Annotated in this window: 26 protein-coding genes, 1 pseudogene and 1 riboswitch; of the genes and pseudogenes, 12 read left to right on the forward strand and 15 right to left on the reverse strand. The window is 69.5% G+C overall.

Annotated elements, in window-relative coordinates:
* Positions 1 to 67: 67 nt before the first annotated feature.
* On the forward strand, positions 68 to 1069 hold the full coding sequence (locus OOK38_RS29715) for a LacI family DNA-binding transcriptional regulator (protein ID WP_266755538.1): 1002 nt from the start codon (positions 68 to 70) through the stop codon (positions 1067 to 1069).
* Between the two features lie 191 nt (positions 1070 to 1260).
* On the opposite strand, the gene OOK38_RS29720 is transcribed toward OOK38_RS29715, so the two are convergent.
* A complete protein-coding gene (locus OOK38_RS29720; RefSeq protein WP_266755536.1) occupies positions 1261 to 1941 on the reverse strand; it encodes a TetR/AcrR family transcriptional regulator in 681 nt (226 codons plus the stop codon).
* A 43-nt stretch (positions 1942 to 1984) separates the two neighbouring features.
* Positions 1985 to 2680 (reverse strand): type 1 glutamine amidotransferase domain-containing protein, encoded by a 696-nt coding sequence (locus OOK38_RS29725; protein ID WP_266755535.1) that lies wholly within the window; start codon positions 2678 to 2680, stop codon positions 1985 to 1987.
* Between the two features lie 356 nt (positions 2681 to 3036).
* Here OOK38_RS29725 and OOK38_RS29730 point away from each other — a divergent pair, with 356 nt between their 5' ends.
* The 3 genes from OOK38_RS29730 to OOK38_RS29740 all read left to right on the forward strand — a co-directional run bounded on the left by OOK38_RS29730 (position 3037) and on the right by OOK38_RS29740 (position 5947).
* A complete protein-coding gene (locus tag OOK38_RS29730) occupies positions 3037 to 3546 on the forward strand; it encodes a helix-turn-helix domain-containing protein (protein WP_266755533.1) in 510 nt (169 codons plus the stop codon).
* 215 nt (positions 3547 to 3761) lie between these two features.
* Positions 3762 to 4697, forward strand: coding sequence for a GNAT family N-acetyltransferase (locus tag OOK38_RS29735; protein WP_266755531.1), 936 nt, complete (start codon positions 3762 to 3764; stop codon positions 4695 to 4697).
* Between the two features lie 284 nt (positions 4698 to 4981).
* Positions 4982 to 5947 (forward strand): WGR domain-containing protein, encoded by a 966-nt coding sequence (locus tag OOK38_RS29740; protein ID WP_266755529.1) that lies wholly within the window; start codon positions 4982 to 4984, stop codon positions 5945 to 5947.
* A 96-nt stretch (positions 5948 to 6043) separates the two neighbouring features.
* On the opposite strand, the gene OOK38_RS29745 is transcribed toward OOK38_RS29740, so the two are convergent.
* Positions 6044 to 6607, reverse strand: coding sequence for a PadR family transcriptional regulator (locus OOK38_RS29745; RefSeq protein WP_266755527.1), 564 nt, complete (start codon positions 6605 to 6607; stop codon positions 6044 to 6046).
* A gap of 82 nt (positions 6608 to 6689) precedes the next feature.
* Here OOK38_RS29745 and OOK38_RS29750 point away from each other — a divergent pair, with 82 nt between their 5' ends.
* Both OOK38_RS29750 and OOK38_RS29755 read left to right on the forward strand, forming a co-directional pair.
* A complete protein-coding gene (locus OOK38_RS29750) occupies positions 6690 to 7082 on the forward strand; it encodes a nuclear transport factor 2 family protein (protein ID WP_266755525.1) in 393 nt (130 codons plus the stop codon).
* Between the two features lie 51 nt (positions 7083 to 7133).
* Positions 7134 to 7508: a ferredoxin gene (locus OOK38_RS29755; protein WP_266755523.1), complete on the forward strand. Its 375-nt coding sequence runs from the start codon at positions 7134 to 7136 to the stop codon at positions 7506 to 7508.
* 62 nt (positions 7509 to 7570) lie between these two features.
* Here OOK38_RS29755 and OOK38_RS29760 read toward each other — a convergent pair whose 3' ends face one another.
* Positions 7571 to 8146, reverse strand: coding sequence for a histidine phosphatase family protein (locus OOK38_RS29760; RefSeq protein WP_266755521.1), 576 nt, complete (start codon positions 8144 to 8146; stop codon positions 7571 to 7573).
* A 169-nt stretch (positions 8147 to 8315) separates the two neighbouring features.
* A riboswitch (cobalamin riboswitch) is annotated at positions 8316 to 8406 on the forward strand.
* A 62-nt stretch (positions 8407 to 8468) separates the two neighbouring features.
* Between OOK38_RS29760 and OOK38_RS29765 the strand changes: the two genes are divergently transcribed.
* The 3 genes from OOK38_RS29765 to OOK38_RS29775 all read left to right on the forward strand — a co-directional run bounded on the left by OOK38_RS29765 (position 8469) and on the right by OOK38_RS29775 (position 10427).
* The gene (locus tag OOK38_RS29765; protein ID WP_266755520.1) at positions 8469 to 8690 is read left to right on the forward strand and encodes a CbtB-domain containing protein; all 222 of its coding nucleotides are present in this window, start codon (positions 8469 to 8471) and stop codon (positions 8688 to 8690) included.
* A 127-nt stretch (positions 8691 to 8817) separates the two neighbouring features.
* Positions 8818 to 9150, forward strand: coding sequence for a hypothetical protein (locus tag OOK38_RS29770; protein ID WP_266755519.1), 333 nt, complete (start codon positions 8818 to 8820; stop codon positions 9148 to 9150).
* A gap of 86 nt (positions 9151 to 9236) precedes the next feature.
* Positions 9237 to 10427, forward strand: a complete 1191-nt coding sequence (locus OOK38_RS29775; RefSeq protein WP_266755517.1) for an acyl-CoA dehydrogenase family protein — start codon at positions 9237 to 9239, stop codon at positions 10425 to 10427.
* A 314-nt stretch (positions 10428 to 10741) separates the two neighbouring features.
* Here OOK38_RS29775 and OOK38_RS29780 read toward each other — a convergent pair whose 3' ends face one another.
* Positions 10742 to 12679, reverse strand: a complete 1938-nt coding sequence (locus OOK38_RS29780; RefSeq protein ID WP_266755516.1) for a TniQ family protein — start codon at positions 12677 to 12679, stop codon at positions 10742 to 10744.
* Between the two features lie 84 nt (positions 12680 to 12763).
* Between OOK38_RS29780 and OOK38_RS29785 the strand changes: the two genes are divergently transcribed.
* Both OOK38_RS29785 and OOK38_RS29790 read left to right on the forward strand, forming a co-directional pair.
* Complete coding sequence (locus OOK38_RS29785) at positions 12764 to 13243, forward strand: hypothetical protein (protein ID WP_266755514.1); 480 nt, start codon at positions 12764 to 12766, stop codon at positions 13241 to 13243.
* Between the two features lie 68 nt (positions 13244 to 13311).
* Positions 13312 to 14840: pseudogene (locus OOK38_RS29790) on the forward strand (UvrD-helicase domain-containing protein).
* A gap of 188 nt (positions 14841 to 15028) precedes the next feature.
* Here OOK38_RS29790 and OOK38_RS29795 read toward each other — a convergent pair.
* Complete coding sequence (locus OOK38_RS29795) at positions 15029 to 16057, reverse strand: zinc-binding dehydrogenase (protein WP_266755512.1); 1029 nt, start codon at positions 16055 to 16057, stop codon at positions 15029 to 15031.
* Positions 16050 to 16487: a tautomerase family protein gene (locus OOK38_RS29800; protein WP_266755510.1), complete on the reverse strand. Its 438-nt coding sequence runs from the start codon at positions 16485 to 16487 to the stop codon at positions 16050 to 16052. The genes OOK38_RS29795 and OOK38_RS29800 overlap by 8 nt, the downstream gene beginning before the upstream one ends.
* A gap of 78 nt (positions 16488 to 16565) precedes the next feature.
* Here OOK38_RS29800 and OOK38_RS29805 point away from each other — a divergent pair, with 78 nt between their 5' ends.
* Entirely contained in the window at positions 16566 to 17150 is a 585-nt protein-coding gene (locus tag OOK38_RS29805) for a TetR/AcrR family transcriptional regulator (protein ID WP_266848955.1), read from the forward strand.
* A 188-nt stretch (positions 17151 to 17338) separates the two neighbouring features.
* Here the strand turns inward: OOK38_RS29805 and OOK38_RS29810 are convergent, their stop codons facing one another.
* From OOK38_RS29810 to OOK38_RS29845, 8 genes are all read right to left on the reverse strand, one after another.
* Positions 17339 to 17989, reverse strand: coding sequence for a CoA transferase subunit B (locus OOK38_RS29810; protein ID WP_266755507.1), 651 nt, complete (start codon positions 17987 to 17989; stop codon positions 17339 to 17341).
* Positions 17989 to 18744 (reverse strand): CoA transferase subunit A, encoded by a 756-nt coding sequence (locus tag OOK38_RS29815; RefSeq protein WP_266755505.1) that lies wholly within the window; start codon positions 18742 to 18744, stop codon positions 17989 to 17991. The genes OOK38_RS29810 and OOK38_RS29815 overlap by 1 nt, the downstream gene beginning before the upstream one ends.
* Before the next feature lie 11 nt (positions 18745 to 18755).
* Positions 18756 to 19535, reverse strand: coding sequence for an SDR family NAD(P)-dependent oxidoreductase (locus OOK38_RS29820; protein WP_266755504.1), 780 nt, complete (start codon positions 19533 to 19535; stop codon positions 18756 to 18758).
* On the reverse strand, positions 19532 to 20287 hold the full coding sequence (locus OOK38_RS29825) for an SDR family NAD(P)-dependent oxidoreductase (protein ID WP_266755501.1): 756 nt from the start codon (positions 20285 to 20287) through the stop codon (positions 19532 to 19534). The genes OOK38_RS29820 and OOK38_RS29825 overlap by 4 nt, the downstream gene beginning before the upstream one ends.
* On the reverse strand, positions 20284 to 21255 hold the full coding sequence (locus tag OOK38_RS29830) for a fumarylacetoacetate hydrolase family protein (protein WP_266755500.1): 972 nt from the start codon (positions 21253 to 21255) through the stop codon (positions 20284 to 20286). The genes OOK38_RS29825 and OOK38_RS29830 overlap by 4 nt, the downstream gene beginning before the upstream one ends.
* 91 nt (positions 21256 to 21346) lie before the next feature.
* Complete coding sequence (locus tag OOK38_RS29835; protein WP_266755498.1) at positions 21347 to 22285, reverse strand: VOC family protein; 939 nt, start codon at positions 22283 to 22285, stop codon at positions 21347 to 21349.
* Positions 22286 to 22297: 12 nt separating this feature from the next.
* On the reverse strand, positions 22298 to 23302 hold the full coding sequence (locus OOK38_RS29840) for an amidohydrolase family protein (protein ID WP_266848956.1): 1005 nt from the start codon (positions 23300 to 23302) through the stop codon (positions 22298 to 22300).
* Entirely contained in the window at positions 23299 to 24429 is a 1131-nt protein-coding gene (locus OOK38_RS29845) for an FAD-dependent oxidoreductase (protein ID WP_266755495.1), read from the reverse strand. Before OOK38_RS29845 ends, OOK38_RS29840 begins: the two co-directional genes overlap by 4 nt.
* Positions 24430 to 24439: the final 10 nt, after the last annotated feature.

The following is a 24439-nucleotide window of genomic DNA, read 5'->3' on the forward strand; positions in this document are numbered from 1 at the left end:
ACGTGTCAACCCCTTTGACAGGCTCGCCCACCCTGTGGAACGGTCCAGAGATGGAACGGTCCAGGTCATGAGAGCCCCGACGATTCGCGACGTCGCGGAACGGGCCGGAGTGTCGAAGTCGCTCGTCTCGCTCGTCCTGCGCGGCTCGGACCAGGTCCGCGAAGAGAAGCGGCGGGCGGTGCTCGCCGCCGTCGAGGAACTCGGCTACCGGACCAACGCCGCGGCGCGCAGCCTCAGCGAGCGGCGCACCCGCACGGTCGGCGTGCTCCTCAACGACATGCGCAACCCCTGGTTCGTGGAACTGCTCGACGGGCTGAACTCCCGGCTGCACGACGCCGGTCTGCACATGCTGCTCGCCGACGGCCACCTCAACCGACGGCTCGGCGAGGACCTCACCCGGACCTTCCTGGACCTGCGCGTCGACGGTCTGATCGCCGTCGGCACCCTCCCGGCCTCCGAAGCGCTGCGTACGGCCGCCGGACGGATCCCGACCGTCGTCGCGGGCGCCCGGGAGCCCGAACTGCCCGGCGTCGACATCGTCGCGGGCGACGACGAACGCGGCGCCCGCCTCGCCACCGAACACCTCGTGGGCCTCGGCCACCGGCGCATCGCGCACATCGCGGGCCGGGGAAGGGCAGGCACGCTGCGCCGGCGCGGCTTCGAGGCGGTCATGCGCGAGCACGGACTGACCGGGACGGCCGTCGTCGAGCAGGGCGATCTGACCGAGGAGGGCGGCTACCGGGCGACGGTACGGCTGCTCAGCGCGCCCGAACGCCCCACAGCCGTCTTCGCGTTCAACGACATCGCCGCGATCGGCGCGCTCTCGGCCGCCGAGGAACTGGGCCACCGGGTGCCGCGCGACCTCTCCCTGGTCGGGTACGACAACACCTACCTCGCGCGCCTTCGCCATGTGTGGCTCACCACCGTGGACAACGCCGGCCAGGACATCGGCCGCCGCGCCGCGCGACGCCTGCTGGACCGCATCGAGGACCCGGCCCGCCCCGGCGAGATCGTCCTCACCGCTCCGGCCCTCGAAGTCCGCGGCACGACGAGACCGCCGGGTGCCTAAGGGCTGTCCCGTAATCCCCGGTGGATCAGCGCGCGGCGTCAGATGCGGTGCATCGCAAGGCGGAGGGTCGTCCTCATACTGGGTGTATTCGGGCGATCCGACAACGCGGCGTGGGGGTCCCCCCTGCTCGAAGAGCTTGGGGGAGTGCCGTAGCTGTCGTCGTGCGCCCGCCGGGGATTACGGGACAGCCCTTAGGGGCTGTCGATCGGATCAGGTCGCAGGACGCGGACGATGCCGCGGACGGGCGTGCCGGCCCCCGCGTCCGCGGCGTGGTCCGGACGGCAGCCCCCGGGTTCGCCGGCCGCATCCGCCGGTGTGCCCAGCAACCCCGTCAGCAGGGCGTCCGCCGCCGGAGCGAGCAGCCGCCCGCCGTCGGGCGCCGACTCCAGCCCGGCGACCAGCGCGAGACAGATGTCCGCGGCCTCGGCGGGCTCGACACCGGCCGGGGACCGGGCCCCCGCGTCCGCCGAGGTGAAGAGCGCGATCAGCAGCCGACGAAGATCACCGGTGAACGCGTGGCAGATGTCGCCGAACAACCGGGCCTTCTCGTCGAGGAGTTCGGCCGTGTGGGGGGAGTCCCCGGCAAGACCGCGCGCCAGGTCGAGCTTGGCGGCCAGGACGCCCCGGACGCGTTCGGCGTACGGGGCGTCCTCGGCGCCGGCCGCCCGGCGGGCCCGCAGGAGCGCCCGCTCGTGCAGTCGCCCGGCGAGGCGCCGGAAGGCGTCGTCCTTGCCGTGGACGTACTGGTAGACCGCCGACCGGGACACCCCCATGGCCGAGGCGATGTCGTCCATCGTCGTGCGCCGTACGCCGTACCGGGTCAGGCAGGCGTAGGCGGCGTCGAGGACCTCGTCCAGCCGGTCACCGGGCATCGCTGGGACCGGCCGGGCTTCGCGGGCCGGGGCGTGTCATCGCTCAGGCCAGCTTCTTCAGCAGTTCCGCGGCGAGCGGGGCGGAGGAGGCCGGGTTCTGGCCGGTGACGAGGTTGCGGTCGACGACCACCTTCGGGGCCCACGGCTCGCCCTCCTGGAAGTCGACGCCGGCCTCGACGAGCCGGTCCTGGAGCAGCCACTTGGCCCGGTCGGCGAGACCGGCCTGGGTCTCCTCGGTGTTCGTGAACCCCGAGACCCGGTAGCCCGCGAAGGAGTTGGAGCCGTCCTCCCGGGTGGCGGCCAGCAGTGCCGCCGGGCCGTGGCACACCACACCGAGCGGCTTGCCCGACTCCAGCACGAGAGTGAGCAGCCGGCCGGAGTCGGCGTCGACCGAGAGGTCCTCCATCGGGCCGTGGCCGCCCGGGTAGAAGACGGCGGCGTAGTCGTCGAGGTTCACCTCCGACAGCTTGAGCGGCCGCTGGAGCTCGGTCATGGACGCGAGGGTGCGGGCGACCTTGTCGGCGCCTTCCTGGCCACCGTTGTAGTCGGGAGCCAGGCTCCCCTTGTCCACGGTCGGCACGACGCCGCCCGGGGTGGCGACGACGACCTCGTGCCCGGCCGCCTTGAAGGCCTCGTACGGTGCGGCGGCCTCCTCGGCCCAGAAGCCGGACGGGTGCAGGGTGCCGTCGGCGAGCGTCCAGTGGTCGGCGCCGGTCAACACGAAAAGGATCTTCGACATGGTGCGTTTCTCCGAGGGTGCGGGCCCTGACGGACCTGGGAGGGATCTTGGTCGTACGCCCTGACGTTCTGTGCGCGGATCGTCAGGGCGGTGATGTCTTCGACCGTATGCGCACCGGACATAGGTGACCAATAGGGAACCCGCTCGCAGCCATAGGCCATCCGATGGGGCCGCGGGAATACCCGTTGGCGGGCGCGGCGGCCGGGGCCCGGACCGCCTGGACGAGTAAGTCCGAACCCCTCCTGAGCCGCGGTGCGTGTGCATCGCCACGATCGTTCCGTTTACAGAACGTTCTGTTTATGGAACGCTAGTCGCGTCACGACCATGCATCACCGGCGCGGTAGGGGCGGAAAGCTATGGAACTGGCCCAGGAGGTGGGCGAGCGGCTGCGCCGTCTGCGCCAGGACGGCGGCCTGTCGCTGTCGGAACTGGCCCGCCGCTCCGGCGTCGGCAAGGGCACGCTCTCGGAACTGGAGACCGGCCGGCGCAATCCGACCCTGGAGACGCTGTACGCGCTGACCACGGCCCTCGAGGCGCCGCTGAGCACGGTCGTCGGCCCCGCCCCGGTGCGGGGCGCGGCGGTGCACGCGGTGCTGACGGACCGCGTGCAGGACGCGGCTGCGGTGTCGGAGGTGTATCGCATCCGCATTCAGAGCGGCGCGGTGCAGCGCTCGGCCGCTCATGTGCCGGGCACGGAGGAGCACTTGCTGGTCTTCAGCGGCACGGCGCGGGTTGGTCCCGCCTCCGCCCCGTTCGAGGTGGGCCCGGGCGGCCACGCCCGGTGGGCGGCGGATGTACCGCATCAGTACGAGGCGGTGGGGAGGGATGTGGAGGGGGTGTTGGTGGTGCGCTACCCGGTGGAATGAGATGCCTACGCCGCACCGCCCCGCGCCAGGCCACGACCACCGCCGATCGGCCGTGGGATCCACCGCTGCGGCAGGAGGCCGACAATATCCAGTCCGTAGGACCGGGTCTGATGGTCGGTCTGACAAGGGCAGGAACAGCCAGGCCTGCCGGTGCCACTGGGTGGGATTTCATGCAAAGCCGGCTACGTCATCGAGAGACAGGATGATCCCAGTACATGCCTATACGTATAGCGCGCCCAGACGAACTACCTGCCCTCGTCCAGCACTCCGACCAGCCCGAGCGCAACGCCGGGACGGCCGCCTACCTCACCGACCTACTTGCCAAGAAGTGCACCCGGCCGGAGTGGTGCCTGGTCGCGGAGGACGAGGCCGGTCGGCCCACCGCGGCCACCGCGCTATGGACCCTCCCCGGGAACGACGTCCCGATGGCCCTGGTGCTCCTTGAGACACCGTGGGACGAACCCGGCCTGGCCACCGGCCAGGCGCTGCTGGCCGAGGCCGTCGCCCTGGCCGAATCGCTCGGCGCCACGGAGCTGGAGCACGTCACCGACTCGCCGACACAGCCGCCGCAGTATCAGGCGGAGCCGGAACGGCGCGCCGAGCTTCTCCGTCTGGCGGGCTTCGAGCGGGCCCGTGACGGTCGCCGCTTCCGCCGCCGCTCCGGGGGAGAACTCACTTCGCATGATGACCGATTGACCTGGCATTCCCTGCCCAGTCTGGGCCGTGAGCCGTTCATCGCTCTCCTCGCCGAGGCGCTGCCGACCAGCGCCGACGCCCAACTCGCCGCCAAGGTCGCCCGGCATGGCGCCCGGCGTGCCGCGGAGAGCCTCTTCGCGGACATGGAGGAGTTCTCGTACGAGCCCTCGTGGTGGGAACTCGGCTACGCTCCGGACGGCACGCCGGCCGCACTCAGCCTCCCCGCCCGAAACCCCTCGACCGCGGTGATCGGCCTGGTGGCGGTGTCTCCCGCCTGCCGCGGCAACGGCTACGCGACGGCGGTGGTGGCCCGCGGCACGCGGCTACTGGTCGAAGCGGGCGCCGAGGAGATCCGCGGCGACTGCGACGCGGCCAACACCGCCATGATCATGGCTTTCGAACGGGCAGGCTACGAGAACTTCGCCGACCGCCAGGAGTTCACCCGCCGGTTGTGAGCGGGGGCCGCTCCCGCGCCGTAACGAATGCTGAGCGGCCCCTCCCCACCCCGGTTGGTAGGGCTGGACGAGTAGGCCCGAAGTCCTGCGGGCGCAAAGGAGAAGGGTCTCGTTGATCGTTGTGTGACGAACGACTCCGCTGGGGCGGACGACCACTCCCTGCGGCGGCGTGAACGACGCCGGGAGTGGGGACCACCGGCTCAGTCACCGGATAGCGTGTCGGCCGGAGGACGGCCCCGGGTTGCACTGCGCCGCTCCCCTGTTCACATGCGCTGGAGGAACTGGTGACGGGCTGGCGGCGATTCGAGCTCCTGCAGGGGGCTAAGACCGAGTACCGGGAAATTCGCCAGGAAGGCATCCGCTGCTTCCTCCGCTGGGGCGCGACAGGCACCAGCGGCAAGGCGAGCACGTCGACGCTGGACGACGAACAGCATGCCGGCCGCCACGCCTCCCGCAAGATCAACGAATGGCTCCGCAAGGGCTTCGCCGAGGTTGAGCGGCCGTTTGACGTCGCCGAACTTGACCAGCAGACGCCCGTCCTCGACGTGATCAAGTCAAGCACCCGGCCGCATGCCCCGGTCGCCGAGTATCTGCCAATAGACGGCTTTGACGAGACGTACCACCGCAGCCATGCCCCGGATCACCCGATGGGATTCCACGAGTACTTCGTGCTGCGAGACCAGGGACGCAGCGCCGTTCGCTTCACCGTGCGCGGACAGTGCCATGACCCCGCGGCCGTGGCGTCCTTCCTGGCCGTCCTCGGCGCCGGGCGCGACCTGCCCTTCGACGGGCAATCCCACCACAAGGTGCCGCTGTCAATGCCGGTGGGACCCTTCAGTCACGCCTTGTTCTGCGCGCCGGCACTCGGGCAAGCCTGCATCGCGTATCCAGCCATCGCCGCTCGCGTCGCGACAGCCTTCCCAATCTTCGACTGCGAGATCGGCGACGCGGATCCGGAAGTCCTCATCGACGCGCGAATCCGCGGCCACGGTGCACTGCCCTACAGCGACTGGAGCCGGCAGCCACAGCCGGTCGTCGACCTCAGGTTCGATGTCCAGCCGTCCAACTACCGCCGGACGCGGACCTTCAAGGTCTTCAGATCCGCAGACCTCAAGGCGCTATTGGACGTGCTCCCGACTGCGGCAGCCCAGAGTTGGCTGGAGGTCCGCTCCTTCCGAGACGAGACCAAGCGTTTCACACCCGAGACCGCCACACCATTCTCCGAAGTCACCTCCTTCCTCCACGGCTGAGCCTGCTTGGAGCCTCGTCCGCGAGCGCACACGACGCAGCTCCGGCATGCCTCACAAAAGACAACGCCGACCCGGTGAACGTATGCGGTCAGGGCACTAGCGGGGCACGGACGCGCGCCGCTCCAGGACCCGCAGTGCCTGCTCGGCCCACTCGATGATCGCCTGCTCGAAGGCGCGTCCGCCCAGGAGAGTGAGATACGGGCCGACTCGCTCGGCCCCGGCGAGGTACTCCTCCTCGGTGCGGCCGTCGAGGAGACGGGCACCGATCCGGTCGTAGTGCGCCAGCTTGGCGCGCGCCGACTCCAGCCGCTCGGCGATCGCCGCCCGGACGGCGTCGGCGTCCCCCTCGTCGAGGGCGTACACCTTGACCATCAGCTCGTCGCGGATCGCGGTGGGCCTCGCGGGACCGGCGGTGAAGGCGGCCAAGGTGTCGAGGCCCGCCTCGGTCAGGGAGAAGACCCGTTTGTTGGGCCGGCGTTCCTGCCGCACGAGCCGGGCCTCGATGAGCCCGTCCGACTCCATGCGGTCGAGTTCCCGGTACAGCTGCTGCGGGGTCGCCATCCAGAAGTTGGCCACCGAGGCGTCGAACCCCTTGGCTAGGTCGTAGCCCGACGCCTCGCCCTCCAGGAGCGCGGCCAGAACCGCGTTGCGCAATGCCATCCTCCAAGGCTAGACGCCATGCACCCGCGCGACTAATCTGATCCGCACCTAATCAATTAGTTGAGTATGAGAGGTGGGCGCGATGAACTCCTTCCGCAAGGCCGTGGAGGCCGGAGACCTCGGCGCGGTCGAGGAGCTGCTGGCCGACGACGTCGTGTTCACCAGCCCTGTCGCCTTCAAGCCCTACCCGGGCAAGGCGATCACCGCGGCCATCCTGCGGGGCGTCTGGCGCGTCTTCACGGACTTCCGCTACGTCCGCGAGATCGCCGGCGCCGACGGCCGCGACCACGCGCTGGTCTTCACCGCCAAGGTGGGCGACAAGGAGATCAACGGCTGCGACTTCCTGCACTTCGACGAGGACGGACGCATCGACGAATTCACCGTGATGGTACGTCCGTTGACGGCCGCGCAGGCGCTCTCCGAGGCGATGGGAGCGCAGTTCGAGCAGATCTCCCGCGAAGCGGCCGGCGCGTGAGGTCTCTGCCCCGCGCTGTTTGAACCGACTCCCTCCGGCTACCCGGCCGTTGTGACGACGACGACTTCCCAGCAGGAGCTCTTCCGGTTCCTCGAGGACCGCTTCGCCTGCGCCCAGGCCTGCGCCGACTGCGCGCTGGCCTGTGCGCTGCGCGCGAGCCTCATGGATCCCGACGGGCCGAAGGAGCAGGACCTCGCGCGGCGCAAGGGCATCCAGTGCGCGGAGGTGTGCGAGGCGACCTGCCATGTCCTGTCCGGGCAGCCGGAGCAGAACGAGCGGAGTATCCGCGCCCAGTTGGAGTGGTGCCGTGACGTCTGCCTGGAATGCGCCGACGTCTTCGACAGGCACCCCGGCGCGGAGGTCGCGGCGAAGACCAGCCGCACGTGCGCCCAGGCGTGCGCGGACTTCATCGCCACGCTGCGCTGAGGGCGCAGGCCCCTCGGGTCGGGGCAGGTCGGCTCGGGCCGCCTAGGGCCGCCTAGGGTCGGCTAGGCGAGTGGGCGTCCGGCGCGGACGTTCCAGCGCCCCGCGCGCCCGCTGAACTCCGTGACGGTGAGCGGCGGCACGTCCACGCGCCAGAACGCCGACTCCGGCGCCCCCAGCACACGTACCACCAGGGCCCGTACGACCTCGGGCTCCACCACCGCGACGGTCCGGCCGTCGAACTCCGCGGCCGAGTCCAGACGTTCCGCGACCCGGTCGCAGAACGCCCGCACCGATTCCCCGTCGTGCGGCGCCGACGCCGGATCGGCGAGCCACCGGGCCACCGCCTCCGGCTCCTTCGCGCTCACCTCGGCCAGGGTCGCACCGCGCCAGCGGCTCACGTCCAGCCCGGCCAACTCCGGTGCGTCGACGCCGTCGTCGAGCCCGAGGGCCTCCGCGGTCTGCCGGCACCGCGGGGTGGGGGAGACCCACAGCCGGCCCCCGGCGGGCACGGCGCCCGCGGCGGCCGCCGTCCGGGCGGTCCGCAGGCCCGCGGCGTCCACCGGACTCCCGTCGTCGAAGCGGGCCTCGCGCAGCGCCTCGCTGATCGCCGCGGAGATCAAGATCACTCGGCTCGTCATGCCATCACTCTCATACGTTCTGGACCCGTGCCCGGAGGCAAATCCCTGATCCGGCAGGGCGGTTGCCGTGCTTCCCGGCGCACGGGGCGCACATGGTGCGGGGCGTACGCGCCCTTGGCCGGGACCCGGCTTCGCGGTACGGTCGCGTGGATATTGACGACGGTTCGGCGGAAGCCCGGTGGAAATCCGGCACGGTCGCGCCACTGTAAGCCCAGCACGCGTCGCTCCGGCCAGGGGCGGCGAGGCGGGCCAAGTCAGACCCGTGGCTGTCGTCCTGTGCACCACCGAGATGGGACGCGAGTTCCCCAGGAGGTTCTGCCCCATGGCGCAGTCCGTCGCTCAGCCGAGCGTCACCCCCACCGCCCTTCCCGCCAAGCTGCCGATCGGGGCGATCGTCCCCTGGGCGGCCTTCTTCGGCATCCTGATGCTGGTCCTGCTCTACTTCGTCGGCGCCGAACAGGGCGCCACCTCCCTCGTGTCGGGCGAGAACGTCCACGAGTGGGTCCACGACGCCCGCCACCTGCTCGGTTTCCCCTGCCACTGACGGCGACGAGGAACGCGCGGCCGGGCCGACGCCCGGACCGGCACCCGCCGGGCTCCGCCTCCCGCGGCGGCGCCCGGCCCCAGGCGCGCCATTGACGGACCGCGGGCGGGTTCGGACGATGGCGTCCATGCGCCTTCTGCGGCGTGTGCGGGCCGTTCTCTCCGCCGGGGAGAACCCGGAGATCTACGTCACGGCCCTGCTCTCCCTGACCTTGGCCGTGCTGGGCGCGCTCGATGCCGCGAGCGGCAAGACGCTCTCCGCCGCCACGCTCGCGACCCTCGCCCTGCTCGCCGGCGGCCTGCTGGGCAGTCGGCGGCAGGTCGGGGAGCCGACGGCGGAGGTACGGGCGCGCGCCGCCGGAGACGTCTCGGCGAAGGACTTCTTCGCCCACGACAAGCCCGAAGAGCGCGTCTGGGAGTACGGCCGCCCGGCCGGGCCCTCCGACGGGTTCCCGGGCTGAGCTTCCCCGTCATCTGCATTCCCAATTTCTGAAACACGTTCTACGGTGTGCGCCGTCAGGTCGGGCTCGGGGAGGCAGGAGGCGCCGTGCATCTCGAATACACGCCGGAGCAGCAGCGGTTGCGCACCGAACTGCGGATCTACTTCGCCGAGTTGGTACCGGACAACGCCTATGCGCGCTACGGCGATCCGGCGGCGCAGAAGCGGTTCTACCGCGAGACGATCCGCCGGCTCGGCGCGGACGGCTGGCTGGGGGTGGGCTGGCCCAAGGAGTACGGCGGGCGAGGTCTGAGCCCGATGGAGCAGTTCATCTTCTTCGACGAGGCGGCGCAGGCCGGGGTACCGCTGCCGCTGATGGCGCTCAACACCGTCGGGCCGACCATCATGCAGTTCGGCACGGAGGAGCAGAAGTCGTACTTCCTGCCGAAGATCCTCGCCGGCGAGATCGACTTCGCGATCGGCTACAGCGAGCCCGACGCCGGGACGGACCTCGCCGCGCTCCGGACGAAGGCCGTCCGGGAAGGCGACGAGGAGACCGGCCACTACACGGTCGACGGCCAGAAGATCTGGACCACCAACGGCGACACGGCCGACTGGGTGTGGCTCGCCGTCCGCACCGATCCGGACGCCCCGCCCCACAAGGGCATCACCATGCTCCTGGTACCGACCTCCGACCCCGGCTACTCGTGCACCATCATCAACACGCTCGCCTCGCACGACACCACCGCGAGCTACTACGAGAACATCCGGGTCCCCGTCACGCGCCGGGTCGGCGAGGAGAACAAGGGCTGGCGGCTGATCACCAACCAGCTGAACCACGAGCGCGTCACCCTCGCGGCGCACGGCACCATGGCCATCCGCGCCCTGCACGATGTCCAGCGCTGGGCGATGGAGACCAAACTCGCCGACGGCCGCCGCGTCGTCGACCTGCCCTGGGTACGCCGGCTCCTCGCCCGGACGCACACCAAACTGGACGCCCTGAAACTCCTCAACTGGCGGATGGTGAACGCTGTCCAGGAGGGCACGCTCACCCCGCAGGATGCCTCCGCCGTCAAGGTGTACGGCTCCGAGGCGCGCCGGGACGCCTACGCCTGGCTGATGGAGATCGTCGCGGCCCCCGGTGTCCTCAAGGAGGGCTCCGCCGGTGCCGTCCTGCACGGCGAACTCGAACGCGGCTACCGGTCGGCGGTGATCTTCACCTTCGGCGGCGGCAACAACGAGATCCAGCGGGAGATCATCTCGTGGATCGGACTGGGGATGCCCCGGGTGCGGCGCTAGCGCGATTGTGACGAGGCTTTTTAGTTGGCACAAAAGCGGGATAGTTGGCACCGTACACAGGGCGCGGACCTGAGGGTAGCGAGCCCGGCTTGCAGCCTGTCTGAGGCGGCTGACCTGTTGCTTCCTCAGGGCTGTTGAGGTTCCGGCGTGCTGCGCGTTCGTGTCAACTACTCGATGATTGTGCGTACGGAGACGCGGAGGTGCAGATTCTGGTCGCAGGGAGTCCCGAACCGTGTCGAGTCTCAGGTGTCCCTCGCCGTTCGCCCCGGGGCGTCGGCGGATGACCTGCCACCGAACCCTGGTGTGCCCCGCTTCTACGGAGACGGGGCCTCGCGCAGGTGCGCCTCGAGGTCGCCTGTCTGCACCGAGGCAACGGGCCGGTCGCAGGCGGTGGCGAGGACGTCGGAGTACGTTTCGAGGCGGCGTAGCAGTTCGCGTTTGCCGCCCTTGCGGTTGGCTGGGGTGCGGAGCTGGTTGATCGATGCGACCAAGCGCTGGGTGCTGGAACCCGATTCCCTCAGGGCGCCGAGCATGGGGCTGTGAAGGTGATCGCCCTGGGTGACATGAGTCCAGATCAGCACGGTCGCGGTGTCACGGGTGGGAGAGGTGACACCCTGGCCGAACTGCTCCAGATCGAGGCAGAGTTCGGCCCAGTCGCCAGCCGGGATCTGCCAGGACGAAAGAAGTTCCCGGCGTCGCCCGTAGTGAACACGATCCGTGCCGCAGTCCAATTGGCTGGCTACACTTTCGACGGCCCGCTCAAAGTCCGGCCACAGATCCTGTGAATTCAACTCCTGCCTGATGACTTTGAGAGACTGCTGCGCGGTGTTCCACGGGATATGAAGAGCCTTTGCGCAATCGGGCCAGGTGCCACCGCCACTCATTTCCGCGAGCTTGAGCGCCGAAACGCGCCGCAGGTGCCGCACCTTCCAGGCGGTGCGCTGCGCCCACCGGGACAACATTTCGTTGAAGGGACCAGAGAGCCATACGTACGGCAGGAGAGCGGGTACATGGTCGATTCCGAAGTGGCTCTGACGCGAGGGAATGCGCTGCCGCGCGTGCCGGTGGCCGCCAGCACGGTAGAACCCCTGGGAACGACGCAGCAGGGCACGTGCCACCGCAGGGGAGGTGTCCATCCGTCGCAAAGAGGCGCCGATGTTGCCGGGAATGCGGCTGAACGTGGACGCAGCGAGCGGTCGGACGCGATCGGTGATCCCGGCGTCATCGCGTTCCTCGTGACCGAGGAGGGCGTCGGCGGCAACGAGCAGTGCCGCGCACTCGGTTGGATCTTCGGGGGCATCCCAGGCGATGGGCGCGCGTCCGTTGAGCTCAGGAGCGTGGTGGCGAGGGGCAGCAGTGGAAACGTGGTGGTCGATCAGGTCAGCCAGCGACGTCGAGGGCGCGTATTGCGCACCATCTGGCCAGCTGAGCCGGATCAGATGTGCAGCGACGATGAGATCGGGAAAGAAGTAGTGATCCAAGGCTGACTGTTCGGAATTGGCGGTCGATTGACCACACATCAGACGTTGATCTATGCGGCGCTGTAGAGCCAGCAGAATGGACAGATCTGCTTCGGGCACGCGCGCGATCTGGTGGTCGTGGTCCAGGCGGGCAGCGCAGGGGGAGGCCGGAGTGCCGTGAAGATCAGACACAAGGCGTCGGCATCGGGCCGGATGCAACCCGCTCGTAGCGCGATGCGTGATCAGTCCTTGACGCTCTGTGTTCGGCGGTCGATTCGGCGTGCCACCACAGCGCGGGCATGTATGGGAGAGCATGGTGCGGTGCGTGACGCAGGCGTACGAGACGGGAAGATGCCAGCGCAGTTTCCAGGGACCGCCATTGAGAGTTTGGATGGGACTTCCGTTCCCGGAAAGACAGGCGGCACAGTATCGACTGGAAATGCTGGCGGCCCACGACTTCCGCGCGGCAGTGGTGTTGCGGCTGCCGTCGATCCGTACGGATGCCAGTGGCGGGTAGACGGCAGCAAAGGACGACAGCGTCAGTGCGTTGGCTTCCTCCACGCTCAAGCGGGTAGTCGCGGCGAATGACCCGATCCGCTCGGCGGGCAAGGAGATCAGGTACTCGGCTGGTAGCCGATTTTGATGATGGATCAGTCCGCACAGGCGCGCAATCCTGGTGGGAGAGCGCTCCAAGCGGTAGGCCAGCCGCAGAAGCAGCTGCGTGCAGCACACCGCCACGTCCTCGGCCGCGGATCTGGCTGTCGCCGACTGGGAACCCTTCGACCCGCTCATCCACCACGAGCACATCCACAGCCGACTACCGGACCGCATCCGGCACCCCGGCCCAGCAGAGTGCGGACGGAAGGCGGCCCGGCCGTGACACGGCACCACGCCATCGAGATCATGCTGACCCGGCCCGCCACCGCCGCCGAACTACACCGCGCCCGCCGCGCAGTGCCACTGGCAACCAACGCGGAGCGCACCCGGCTGATGGCTGTACAGCGGGCCAAGAATCCCAGCCGCGCCCTACGGACGCTGCGCCACCAGCTCGACGCGCTGCTACCCATCGACGTCCTGACCACGCATTACCCGGACGAGCACGGCCAGGTCCGGCTCAACCTCACTCTCAGCCACGCTGCTCGCACAGCCGTCCGCCGGGCTGCAGCCACCCGGGGCCAACGGCCTCAGGACTTTCTCAGCCAGAGTGTGACGGCAGCCCTTGCCCGGCACGAACGACAACGAGCCCAGCGCCTGACGACACATCTGGAAGGCCTGCAGGCCCACTACTCCGCCGAGGAGGTACTGCTCAGTGCAGCCAGCGCCCTTCACTGTCGACGCGTACCACCGAACCGGTAGTGCTCCTAAGGCGCTCCACAGATCCGACCGCCAGCACGATTCCCTTCCTCACTTTCGCGGAGTCTCTGTTGCCCACCCCGACCGACGAACAGATCGATGCAGCAGACGCCTTCCGGGCAGGCCACCACCTTGTACTGCAAGCAGGCGCCGGCACCGGAAAGACCAGCACACTGAACCTGCTCGCCACCGACACCACACGCCGCGGCCGCTACCTCGCCTTCAACAAGGACATCGCCCGCGACGCCTCATCCCGTTTCCCCCGCACAGTGCTGTGCAGAACTGCCCACGCCACGGCCTACGCAGGACTCGGCCACCGTTATACCCACCGCCTGAACAGCCCCCGCCAGCCCGCATGGAAGACCGGCCAGGCTCTCGGCATCACACGAGCCATCCGCATCGGTGAACACCAGATCAGCCATCGGACCCTGTCCCACACCGTGCTACGGACCGTGACCCGCTACTGCTACTCCGCCGACCGCACCCTGACCCACCGCCACGTACCGCAACTGCGCGGCCTGAGAACCCCCGCCGAACAAGCCCAACTGGCAGCCGAAGTAGTGCCGTCGCAATGAGAGCCTGGGCCGACCTGCAGGACCCCGATCAGGGTGTCGTCCGATTCGAACACGACCACTACCTGAAAATGTGGGCCCTGACCGAACCGAAGATCGACGCAGACTTCGTCTTCCTCGATGAAGCCCAGGACACGAACCCGGTACTGGAGAACATCTTCGTCGCCCAACGCGACCACGCCCAGCTCGTGATGGTCGGCGACTCCGCCCAGGCCATCTACGGCTAGCGAGGCGCCCGCGACGTAATGACGGCCTTCGACGCTACGCCGCTCACCCTCACCCGTTCCTTCCGCTTCGGCCCCCGTCTGGCCGAGCAGGCCAACCGCTGGCTCGAACTCGCCGACGCGCCCATCCGCCTGACCGGCACCGAGAGCATCTCCACCGAGGTCGGCACCATCGCCCACCCCGACGCCGTGCTGTGCCGCACCAACATCGGAGCCATGAGCGAAGTCCTGAGCCTGCTTGCCGCGGGCCACCGCGTGGCGCTCACCCGCGGGGGAGACACCCTGTCCAGGCTGGCTCTTGCCGCGCGCGATCTCAAGGAGGGCCGCCGCACCAACCACCCCGAACTCGTCCTGTTCACCTCCTGGGGCGAAGTGCAGGACTATGCAACCTACGATCCCGCCGGAGGAGATCTCCAGCCCTTTGTCGACCTCGTCGACACACACGGACCTGATGCCATCCTTTCCGCCGTCGACGAACTCATCGACGAGAAACACGCCGACGTGACGGTCTCCACCGCGCACAAGGCCAAAGGCCGTGAATGGGCCGCCGTCAGAATTGCCGACGACTTTCCCCCGCCCAAGGACACCGACCAACACGATGCTCAAGGCCGCCCGGTCCCGGAACCGGTCTGCGACACGGATGCGCGCCTCGCGTACGTTGCCGTCACCCGCGCTCGCCGCCAACTCGATCTTGGCGGTCTAGCGTGGATTGACACGCATCTCACAACCTCGAACGAGCCCGAGCCCTCGCGATGTGTACCCCACGACAAACGTAGCCGGGAATCAGCGGTTGGTCCGGCGTAATCGAGTACGTAGAGCGTCTCGCTCATGCACAGCCGGTTGAGTCAGAGCCGCCTGCCAGGCCGGCGTCCGCGTGCCACGGCGGAAGCTGGCCTGGCTTTGAACTCCCCTCGCGGGGTGCCGCTTGTGACGGTGAGGGACGAGTTCATTAGGTGTCTCTGTATGTGTGGTTGCGGGCCGCCGTGCCGTGGTCAGGGTGCAGCCTGGGGCGGGGTGGAGTGGCGGACGAAGACGGGCTTGAGGTGCTTCTCGGGCAGGGCGTCGGGGAGTTGTTCCCAGTCGAGGACGTGGGAGACGACTCGGGCGGGGTCGACGGTGCCGGAGGCGGCGAGGTCGAGGGCGTCGGGGATGTGGGCGCGAACGTTGTCGCGGGCGATGCGCAGGGTGACGCCGGTGAGGTACATGTCGAGGAGTGGCAGTTCACCGGGGCGGAAGTGGTTGCCGGCTGATTCGCAGATGCCTTCGGGCGCGAGTGACTTGACGGCGAGGGTGAGCTGGTCGACGCGCCCGGTTGCCTCGACGGCGAGGTCGAAGCCGTGGCGGATCGCTTCGATCGATTCGGCGGTGCGGGCGCCGAAGCCCTCGGCGAGCTTGCGGTGCTCCGCGTCGGGGTCGACGTAGAGAACGTCGGAGGCGCCGAGGGCGCGGGCGATGTCGCAGACGTACAGGCCGATGCTCCCACGGGCGACGACCAGGACCCGGGCGCCGGGGCGGGCCTTGAGGTGGGGCGCGACCAGGCGCCAGGACAGCGACCAGTTGTCGCTCGCCGAGGCCATCGCGACCGGGTCGAGACCGGCGGGCAGGGGCACCAGCATGGCGTCCGCGTACGGGACGCGGACCAGGTCGGAGAAGAGGCCGCCCCAGTTGCCGCCGATCGGCGCGCCGTACATGGCCATGTGCGGGACCGAGGTGCAGTGGGCGGTGAGTCCGTTGCGGCAGTGGTCGCAGGTGCCGCAGCTGATGGACCAGGGTACGACGACGAGGTCGCCGGGGGCCACGGTGGTCACCGCGTCGCCGATGTCGGTGACGCGGGCGATGCACTCGTGGCCGAGGGCGAACGGCGGATCGATGAAGCCGTGCCCGGCCAAGATTGCCGAGTCCACGTCGCAGGAGGTCGCGGCGATCGGTGCGACGATCGCCTCCTGGTCGGACTGGAGCTCGGGGTCCGGGGCCTCGCGCCATTCGACCGTGCGGCGGGCGACGTATGTCAGTTCACGCATCCGCCTGCTCCTTGTTCTGCCGCGCCAGAGCGACCAAGTCGGCGTAGCGGATGACGGAGCCGCCCGCGCCCCAGGTTCCGTCCTGCTGCTCATGCACGAGCACCCACACTCGCAGCGCGTCGTCGGGGGAGAGGCCGGCGGCTGACAGAACGGTCTTCGTCGCGTCCTGGACCAGGCCGGCCTTGCGCCGCTCGGACAACGCCCCCCGCGGCACCGTCACCTCCACCAGGAAGCGGGGAGCGTCGTCCTCGGCGGTCCCTTGGGCGCGTTCGGGCAGCTCGACGAGGTAGCTCCACGCCTGGGCGCGGAAGAAGGCGGTGTCGGGCGCGCCCTCCCAGCGCAGCAGCACGGCCGCAAGGTCGCGCTGAACGGTGGTGCGGCCCTCTTTGGTGAGGGCTCCGGCAGGCACGGTCAACCGGATCATGGGCATGGCAGCTCCTATGACGATCGTTATAGACCTGGGTCACGGTAGGCTATGACGGTCGTTATAGCGAGAGGGGAGTGCGAGATGGCCAAAGGCGGTGCGCCGTCCCGTGAGCGGATCGTGGCCGGTGCCGCGGACATGATCAGTCGGCGCGGCCTGAGTGCGACGAGCATCCGGGAGATGGCCAAGCACGCCGAGGCGCCGCTCGGCTCGACGTACCACTACTTCCCCGAGGGCAAGCAGCAACTGGCCGCCGAGGCGGTCCGCTTCACGGGCGAGTGGGTCGCGCGGAGGCTGCGCAAGGAGCTGGAACCCGGGCCGGCGGCGGGGCTGCGGGCGTTTCTGGACCTGTGGCGGAGGATCGTCGTCGAGAGCGACTTCCATGCCGGCTGCCCCGTTCTGGCGGTAGCCATCGAGGAGCCCCCGGCCGACGAGGTGCCGCCCGCCCTGGTGGCCGCCGCTGAGGTGTTCGAGCAGTGGGAGAGCTTGCTGGCCGCATCGCTGCGGGAGCACGGCGCCGGGGCCGAGCAGGCTGCGCAGCTCGCCACGCTCATCGTCGCCGCCGTCGAGGGGACGGTGGCGATGTGCCGCGCCAAGCGCAGCACTCAGCCCCTCGATCAGGCCGCCGAACAGCTTCAGGCCCTCATCGCCACCGCAACCAGGGACTGAGCCGAGCCGGGCCCGGCCGACCGGTCTTTCGCCGGGTCGGCCCTCGCTACCAGGAAGGCGGGCGGGAGGAACGAAGGAGTGGGGGACTTTGACAACGCCGTGATTTCACGGCGTGACGTCGTCCAGGAGCCAGGAGCCAGGAGCCAGGAGCCAGGAGCCAGGAGACGATGGAGACGACGCAGCGCGGGTCAGCAGACGGTGGTGGTGCTGTCCACGCGGATGGGAGCAGTCGTGCGGGCAGTGATGTCCTCGATCGTGACGCCGGGGGCGGTTTCGACGAGGGCGAGGCCGTCTGGGGTGATGTCGAGGACGCCGAGGTCGGTGATGATGCGATGCACGCACTGTTCTCCCGTGAGCGGGAGGGTGCATTCTTTGAGGATCTTGGGGCTGCCGTCCTTGGCGGTGTGTTCCATGAGCACGATGACCCGGCGAGCGCCGTGGACGAGGTCCATGGCTCCGCCCATGCCTTTGACCATCCTGCCGGGGATCATCCAGTTGGCGAGGTCGCCCCGCGCCGAGACCTGCATGGCACCCAGCACGGCTGTGTCGATGTGGCCACCTCGGATCATGCCGAAGGAGAGGGCGGAGTCGAAGAAGCTCGCGCCGGGCAGTACGGTGACGGTCTCCTTGCCCGCGTTGATGAGGTCGGGATCGACCTCCGCTTCCGTGGGGTAGGGCCCCGTGCCGAGGATGCCGTTCTCGGAGTGCAGGACCACGTGCACGCCGGCCGGCAGGTGACCGGGGATCAGTGTCGGCAGGCCGATGCCCAGGTTGACGTAGGAGCCGTCGGTGAGTTCGGCGGCGGCGCGGGCCGCCATCTGCTCGCGTGTCCAGGCCATCAGGAACGTACCGTCCTCTTCTCGATCTTCTTGTCGGCGGCGTCCTCGGCAGTGAGCGCCACGATCCGCTGGATGTAGATGCCGGGCAGGTGGATCTCGTCGGGGGACAGCTCGCCCGGTTCGGCGAGTTCCTCGACCTCGGCGATCGTTGTGCGGCCGGACATCGCGGCCAGCGGGTTGAAGTTGGCGGCGGCTCTCCGGAAGACGAGATTGCCGTGGCGGTCGCCGCGCCAGGCCCGTACGAGGGCGAAGTCGGTGACGATGCCGTGCTCCAGGACGTGTGCGCGGCCCCCGAAGTCGCGGGTCTCCTTGGGCGGGGAGGCCACGGCGACCGAGCCGTCGGGCCCATGACGCCAGGGGAGTCCGCCCCGGGCGACCTGCGTTCCGACGCCGGCCGGGGTGTAGAAGGCCGGAATACCGGCGCCGCCGGCCCGCAGGCGCTCGGCCAGAGTGCCCTGGGGTACCAGTTCGACCTCGAGTTCTCCGGACAGGTATTGCCGGGAGAACTCCTTGTTCTCACCCACGTAGGAACCGGTGACTCGGCTGATGCGGCGCGCGGCGAGGAGAACGCCGAGGCCGCGGTCGTCGACGCCGCAGTTGTTGGAGATGACCTTCAGACCGCTCGTGCCGTGCGCGTGCAGGGCGCGGATGAGGACTTCGGGTACGCCACTGAGGCCGAAGCCGCCAACGGCCAGCGAGGCGCCGTCGGGGATGTCGGCGACCGCTTCAGTGGCGCTCGCTCGGACCTTGTTCATTCGAAGTCCTTTCAGGGGCTCGTGCCGGGCACGACGGCGGACCAGTCGCCGTCGACGACGAGGTCGGCTCCCGTGATGTGGGCGGCTTCGTCGGAGGCGAGGAGGACGGCGGCGTCGACGACGTCGTCGGGGCCTCCAGCGCGGCCGAGCGGGATCGGGCGGGCGACGGCGCGCACCGGGTGGTCTTCGCAGAGGAGAGTGGCCCGGGAACCGGCAGTGCCGACTGCACCAGGGCTGACACAGTTCGCGCGGATACCGTACGGGGCGCCCTCAGCGGCGAGTTGGCGGGTCAGCGCGATGACGGCGCCCCGGGAGGCGGAGTGCGCGGTTGTCCGGTTGGTGAGCGAGCCGGTGAGTCCCGCGGTGGAGCCGAGGGTGAGGATGCAGCCACGGCTGCGCCGCAGGTGCGGCCAGGCGGATCGGACGGTCAGCCGTACCGAGTCCAGCTCGGCTCGCATGGTGAAGGCGAAGTCCCGGTAGGGCCGGCTGTCGACCGGTCCGAAGCGGACGGCGCCTGCGTTGGCGTAGACGATGTCGATGCCGCCGAAGGCGTCCACGGCTTCGTGTACCCAGGAGGAGACGGACTGCTCGTCGGTGACGTCCAGGGGCCCGGGGGTCAGGGCGGTCCCGCCTTCGCGGGCGATGAGCCGCTGCGTGTCGAGTGCCTGCTCGTGCAGCAGGTCGCCTCCCACGACGAGCGCGCCCTCGGCGGCGAAACGGCGTGCCACGGCTCGGCCCTGGCCGCCGGCGGTGCCGGAGATCAAGGCAACCTTGCCGTCGAGTCGCCTCACGCGCCGGCCTCCCCAAGGAGGGCGTCCGACACGGACTTCACGCCGCCGTGCGCGGTCAGGCCGCCGTCGACGGCGATCTCCGCGCCGGTGATGAAGGAGGATTCGTTCGACAGGAGGAAGACGACCAGCGGGGCCACCTCGGCTGCGGTGCCGGTGCGCCCGAGCGGGGTCTCGCGGATGTTGGCTTCGCGGAAGGCCGGTGCGGCGGAGGCGGTCATCTCGGTCTCGATGTAGCCGGGGTGGATCGTGTTGACGCGGATGCCGCGCGGGCCGAGTTCCGTGGCCGCGGTCTTCGACAGGCCGCGCAGGGCCCATTTGCTGGTCGTGTAGGCGACCGGATAGTGAGCGGTGAGGGCCGCCGAGGAACCGACGTTCACGATCGATGAGCCGGGCGGCATGAGCGGGACGAGGTGCTGAATGCCGATCAACGGGCCGGCCACGTTGACCGCGTGGACCCGTGCCAGGTCGTCTGGGCGCACGTCGCCGATGCGGGCCCGCCAGGTGATGCCGGCGTTGTTCACCAGGCCGTGGACCTGCCCGTACGCCTCCTTGAGTTCGGCGGCCAGTTCCTCCCAGTCCTTCTCGCTGGTGACGTCGAGGCGACGACAGTCCTCGGCGGATGCGACGTCGGTGGCGATGACGCGGGCTCCCTCCCGCACCAGTGCCTCGGCCTCGGCGGCCCCCTGGCCCCGGGCCGCTCCGGTGACCACGACGACCTTGCCGAGCAGCCTCTTGGGGTGCGGGTCGCTCACGGCCGCTCCCGGGAGCGGCGTCGGCCGGCGGGGAGTGCGATGGGTTCAGTGCCGGGAGCGACGGTGTTGGACACGGTGCCGATGCCCTCGACCGTGAGCGTGACGGTGTCGCCGGGCTTGAGCGGCGGAGGGGTCCGTTCTCCGCGTATGCCCCACAGTTCGGCGAGGCAGCCGCCGTTTCCGCAGGTGCCGGAGCCGAGCACGTCGCCCGGGACGACCCGGGTGCCGCGGGAGGCGTACGCGACCATTTCCTCGAACGTCCAGCTCATGTTGGACAGCAGATCCCTGCCGACGACCTCGCCGTTGACTTCGGCGGTGAGGGCCAGTCTCAGGAAGCCGTCGTCGTCCCGATGGCGCTCGAGCTCGTCGGCGGTGACCAGGTACGGGCCGAGGGTGGTGGCGGTGTCCTTTCCCTTGCACGGGCCGAGACCCACCTTCATCTCGGCGGACTGAAGGTCCCGTGCGGACCAGTCGTTGAAGACCGTGTAGCCGATGATGTGGTCGCGTGCCTGGTCGGGAGTGAGGTCGCGGCCTTCGCGGCCGATGACCGCGGCAACCTCCAGCTCGAAGTCCAGGACCGCGGAGCCCGGCGGCATCGGAATGTCGTCGCCGGACGCGTAGATCGCGTGCGGGTTGGTGAAATAGAAGGTGGGCGCGGTGTACCACTGTTCGGGCACGCCGCCTGTTCCCTCCACCGAGCGGCGTACGCCCTCGACATGCTCCTCGAACGTGACGAAGTCCCGCACGGAGGCGGGCTGAAGCGGTGGCAGCAGGCGCACCTGGGAGACGTGTGGGCCGGCCGGGACGTCGAGGGTGGCGGCACCGAGATCGAGGAGTGCGGGGAGACCGTCCCCGGCGCTGATGACCTCGGTCAACGAGCGGAGGCCGGGCACGGGATACAGCACGCCATCGGCGTCGACCACGGCGACGCGGGTTTGATGCTGGTGTTCGTAGGCGGCGAAGCGCATGAGCAGCTCCTGGCTGGGGCTGGGCCCGAGGCGCGGCGCCGTGTGTCAGGGCAGGTGACAGGCTGCCGCGCCCCGGGAGTTCGGAGAGGGATCAGACCGGCGGGGCGACGAAGCAGCCGCGGTCGGGGTCGTTGAAGGACTCCTTTGCGACCAGCTCGTTCATCGGGTTGGCGGTGCCCCACTGGTCGGTGACCTCGGGCTGGGAGAAGTCGTAGACGTGCGGGTGCCAGGTGTCCTCGTCCAGGCATTCCAGCTCGGTCGTGTACTCGACGGTGTTGCCGTGCGGGTCGAGGAAGTACGTGAAGGTGTTGTCGCCGGCCATGTGACGGCCGGGGCCCCAGATCTTCTTGAAGCCGGCGCGGATCACACGGCCGGAGCCGCGCATGTACTCGTCGATGCCGCGCATTTCGAACGACACGTGGTGCAGGGAGGCGTGCGGTCCCTTCGCCAGTGCCATCGAGTGGTGCTGGTTGGAGATCCGCATGAAGTGCATGACCTCGCCCATGTGCGGCGAGCTCAGGGTGTCGGAGAGCCGGAAGCCGAGGTGCCGCTCGTACCACTCCTTCGTCCGGTCCAGATCCGGGGAGTTGAGCACGACGTGGGACAGCTTGACCGGGATCGACTCCTTCTCCTCGATCTTGCGGTGCTGCCGTACCGTCACGTCGGCAGAGACCTCGATGGTCCGGCCGTCCACGTCGAAGAAGCGGAAGCCGTAACCCCCGCCGGGTGTGTCCACCTTGCCCGGCTGCGTGATCAACCGCACGCCACCGGAGAGGAGTTGCTCTGCGAGAGTGTCCACGTCAGCCGGCGAAGCGGCACCGTAGGAGACGAGGTCGAGGCGCTTCTCCTCGGCCTTGCGCAGCCTGATGACGTACTGCTCGGGGGAGCCCTCGGCGGCGAGGAAAGAGATCTCGGAGTCCTCGGCGACCTTGGTCAGACCCCAGACACCCGCGTAGAAGTCGAGCTGCTTGTCGTAGTCGGGCACGGCCAGGTCGACGTGCCGCAGATGGGTGAGCAGTCGTGCGCTCATGAGGGTTCCTCCTCAGGACAGGGTCAGATTGAGCAGGGCGGAGGCGGTACCGCCCCGGATGGCCTCGAAGTCGGCCTCGGGGACACGTGCGGCGCGCAGAGCGCCCACGGGGTCCTTCGTGCCCATGTCGAAGGGGAAGTCGGAGCCGAGCAGGACACGGTCGGGCCCGGCGACCCGGATCAGCTCCCGCAGGACGGACGGGTCGTGGACGAGCGAGTCGAAGTACAGGCGCTTCAGATAGCTGCTGGGCGGATGAGCGCAGCCGGAAGCCGCGTCGGTGCGGGCGGACCAGGCGTGGTCGGAGCGGCCGATGTGAGTCGGCAGATAGCCACCGCCGTGGGCGGCGATCACCTTCAGCCCCGGGTGACGGTCGAGCACTCCCGAGAAGATCAGGTGCGACAGTGCCACGGCGTTCTCCGTGGGCTGGCCCACGGTGTTGGACAGGTACCACTGGTCCAGGCGCTCGTCCAGCGTGCATCCGAAGGGGTGCAGGAAGATGACGGCGCCGGTCTCCTCCGCTCGCGACCAGAACGGCTCGTAGGCCGGGTCGGACAGTTCCAGGCCCGGAGCGTGGCTCGAGATCTCCACCCCGGCCAGGCCCTGTTCCAGCGCGTGATCGAGCGCCCCCACCGTGTGGTCCGGGTGCTGGAGCGGCACCAACCCGAGGCCGCGCAGCCTGTTCGGAGCGGCTGAACAGTGCCTGGCTGTTGCCTCGTTGGCCAGCCGGTACAGCTTCTCGGCCGTCTCCTCGTCCGTCCAGTAGTGGTAGTGCGAGGGTGAGGGGCTGACGAGCTGGACGTCCACGCCCTGTGCGTCCATCGCGGCCAGCCGTGCGGCCGGGTCGGTGAGCCGCGGGATGCGCTCGCGCACCATGGGGCCGCTGACCGCGAGGGCCGCGGGGCCGTTGCGCCGGGCATCCAGCGCTCGCGCCATCGCCAGTCCGGGCAGGCCGTCGACGAGGGAGTCGACTTCGGGCAGCAGCACGTGAGCGTGGACGTCGACGGTCCGTGAGGTCACGGCAGCTCCCTGAGCATCGTCATCGTGCGGCCCATCAGACCGGGTACGTCCGCGTCGCGTACGCCGTCGAGCTGCCACTGCCCGATCTGCACGGACGCCTCAACCACCGGACGGACGCGGGCGATACGCCGGTCGTAGTACGCCTGGAAGAGCGCGTCGTCCCAGACCTCGGTGCTGGTCAGCAGACGCGAGAGCACCCACGCGTCCTCCAGGGACAGGGCGGCGCCCTGCGCGAGAGTGGGCGGACAGCAGTGGGCGGCGTCGCCGACGAGGACCACACGGCCCCGGTGCCAGGAGCCCTCGACCAGCATCCGGTCGAACCAGGTGTAGTTGACCTTCGCCGGATCGGTGATGTGCTCGGTGATCTCCGGCCAGAATCCTCCGTAGGCGGCGGCGAGGCCGCGCATCTCGTCGGCGTAGGACTCCGGCGGGATCGACGCCCGGTCGCGATGGGCCTCGACCACGTAGGCGTAGATCGTGGTGTCGCTCGTCGGACAGTAACCGGCGATGTAGGCCGGACCGCCGTAGGCGAGATCCGTGCGGGTGACGTCGGCCGGCCGGGGGACGGCGACGCGCCAGATGGCCATGCCGGTGGGTTCCGGCTTGGCGGTGATGCCGATGGCCGCGCGGGTGGTGGAACCCAGTCCGTCGGCGGCGATCACCAGGTCGTAGCGGCCCTCGGTGCCGTCGGTGAAGCGCGCGCTCACCCCTGTGCCGTCCTGCTCCAGCTGCTCGACCCGGGTGCCGAGGCGCACCGATGCGCCGCTGGCACGGACGGCGTCGATCAGGATGCGCTGCAGCCGGGGGCGCTGCATGCCGACGGTGGCGGGCAGGTCGTCGCCGCCGGTTCGAATGTCGCGTGCGACGTGCAGGACCGTTCCGTCGGGAGCGGTGATGCCGACGGATCCGAAACCGAAACCGGACGCGCTGACCTCCTCCCACACGCCCAGTTCGCGCAGCACACGCAAGGCGTTGCCCTGCAGGGTGATGCCTGAACCGGCGGTGGCGTTCCAGTCGTCCTTCGCCTCGATCAGGTCAACGGTCAGACCGGCCCGGCGCAGCAGAATGGTCATGGCGTTTCCGGCAGCGCCACCACCGATCACCAGGACCGTGCGGGCTGTGCTCATGGAGGACTCC

The sequence above is a fragment of the Streptomyces sp. NBC_00568 genome, from assembly GCF_026341855.1.
In the GTDB taxonomy this organism is placed as follows: Bacteria; Actinomycetota; Actinomycetes; order Streptomycetales; family Streptomycetaceae; genus Streptomyces.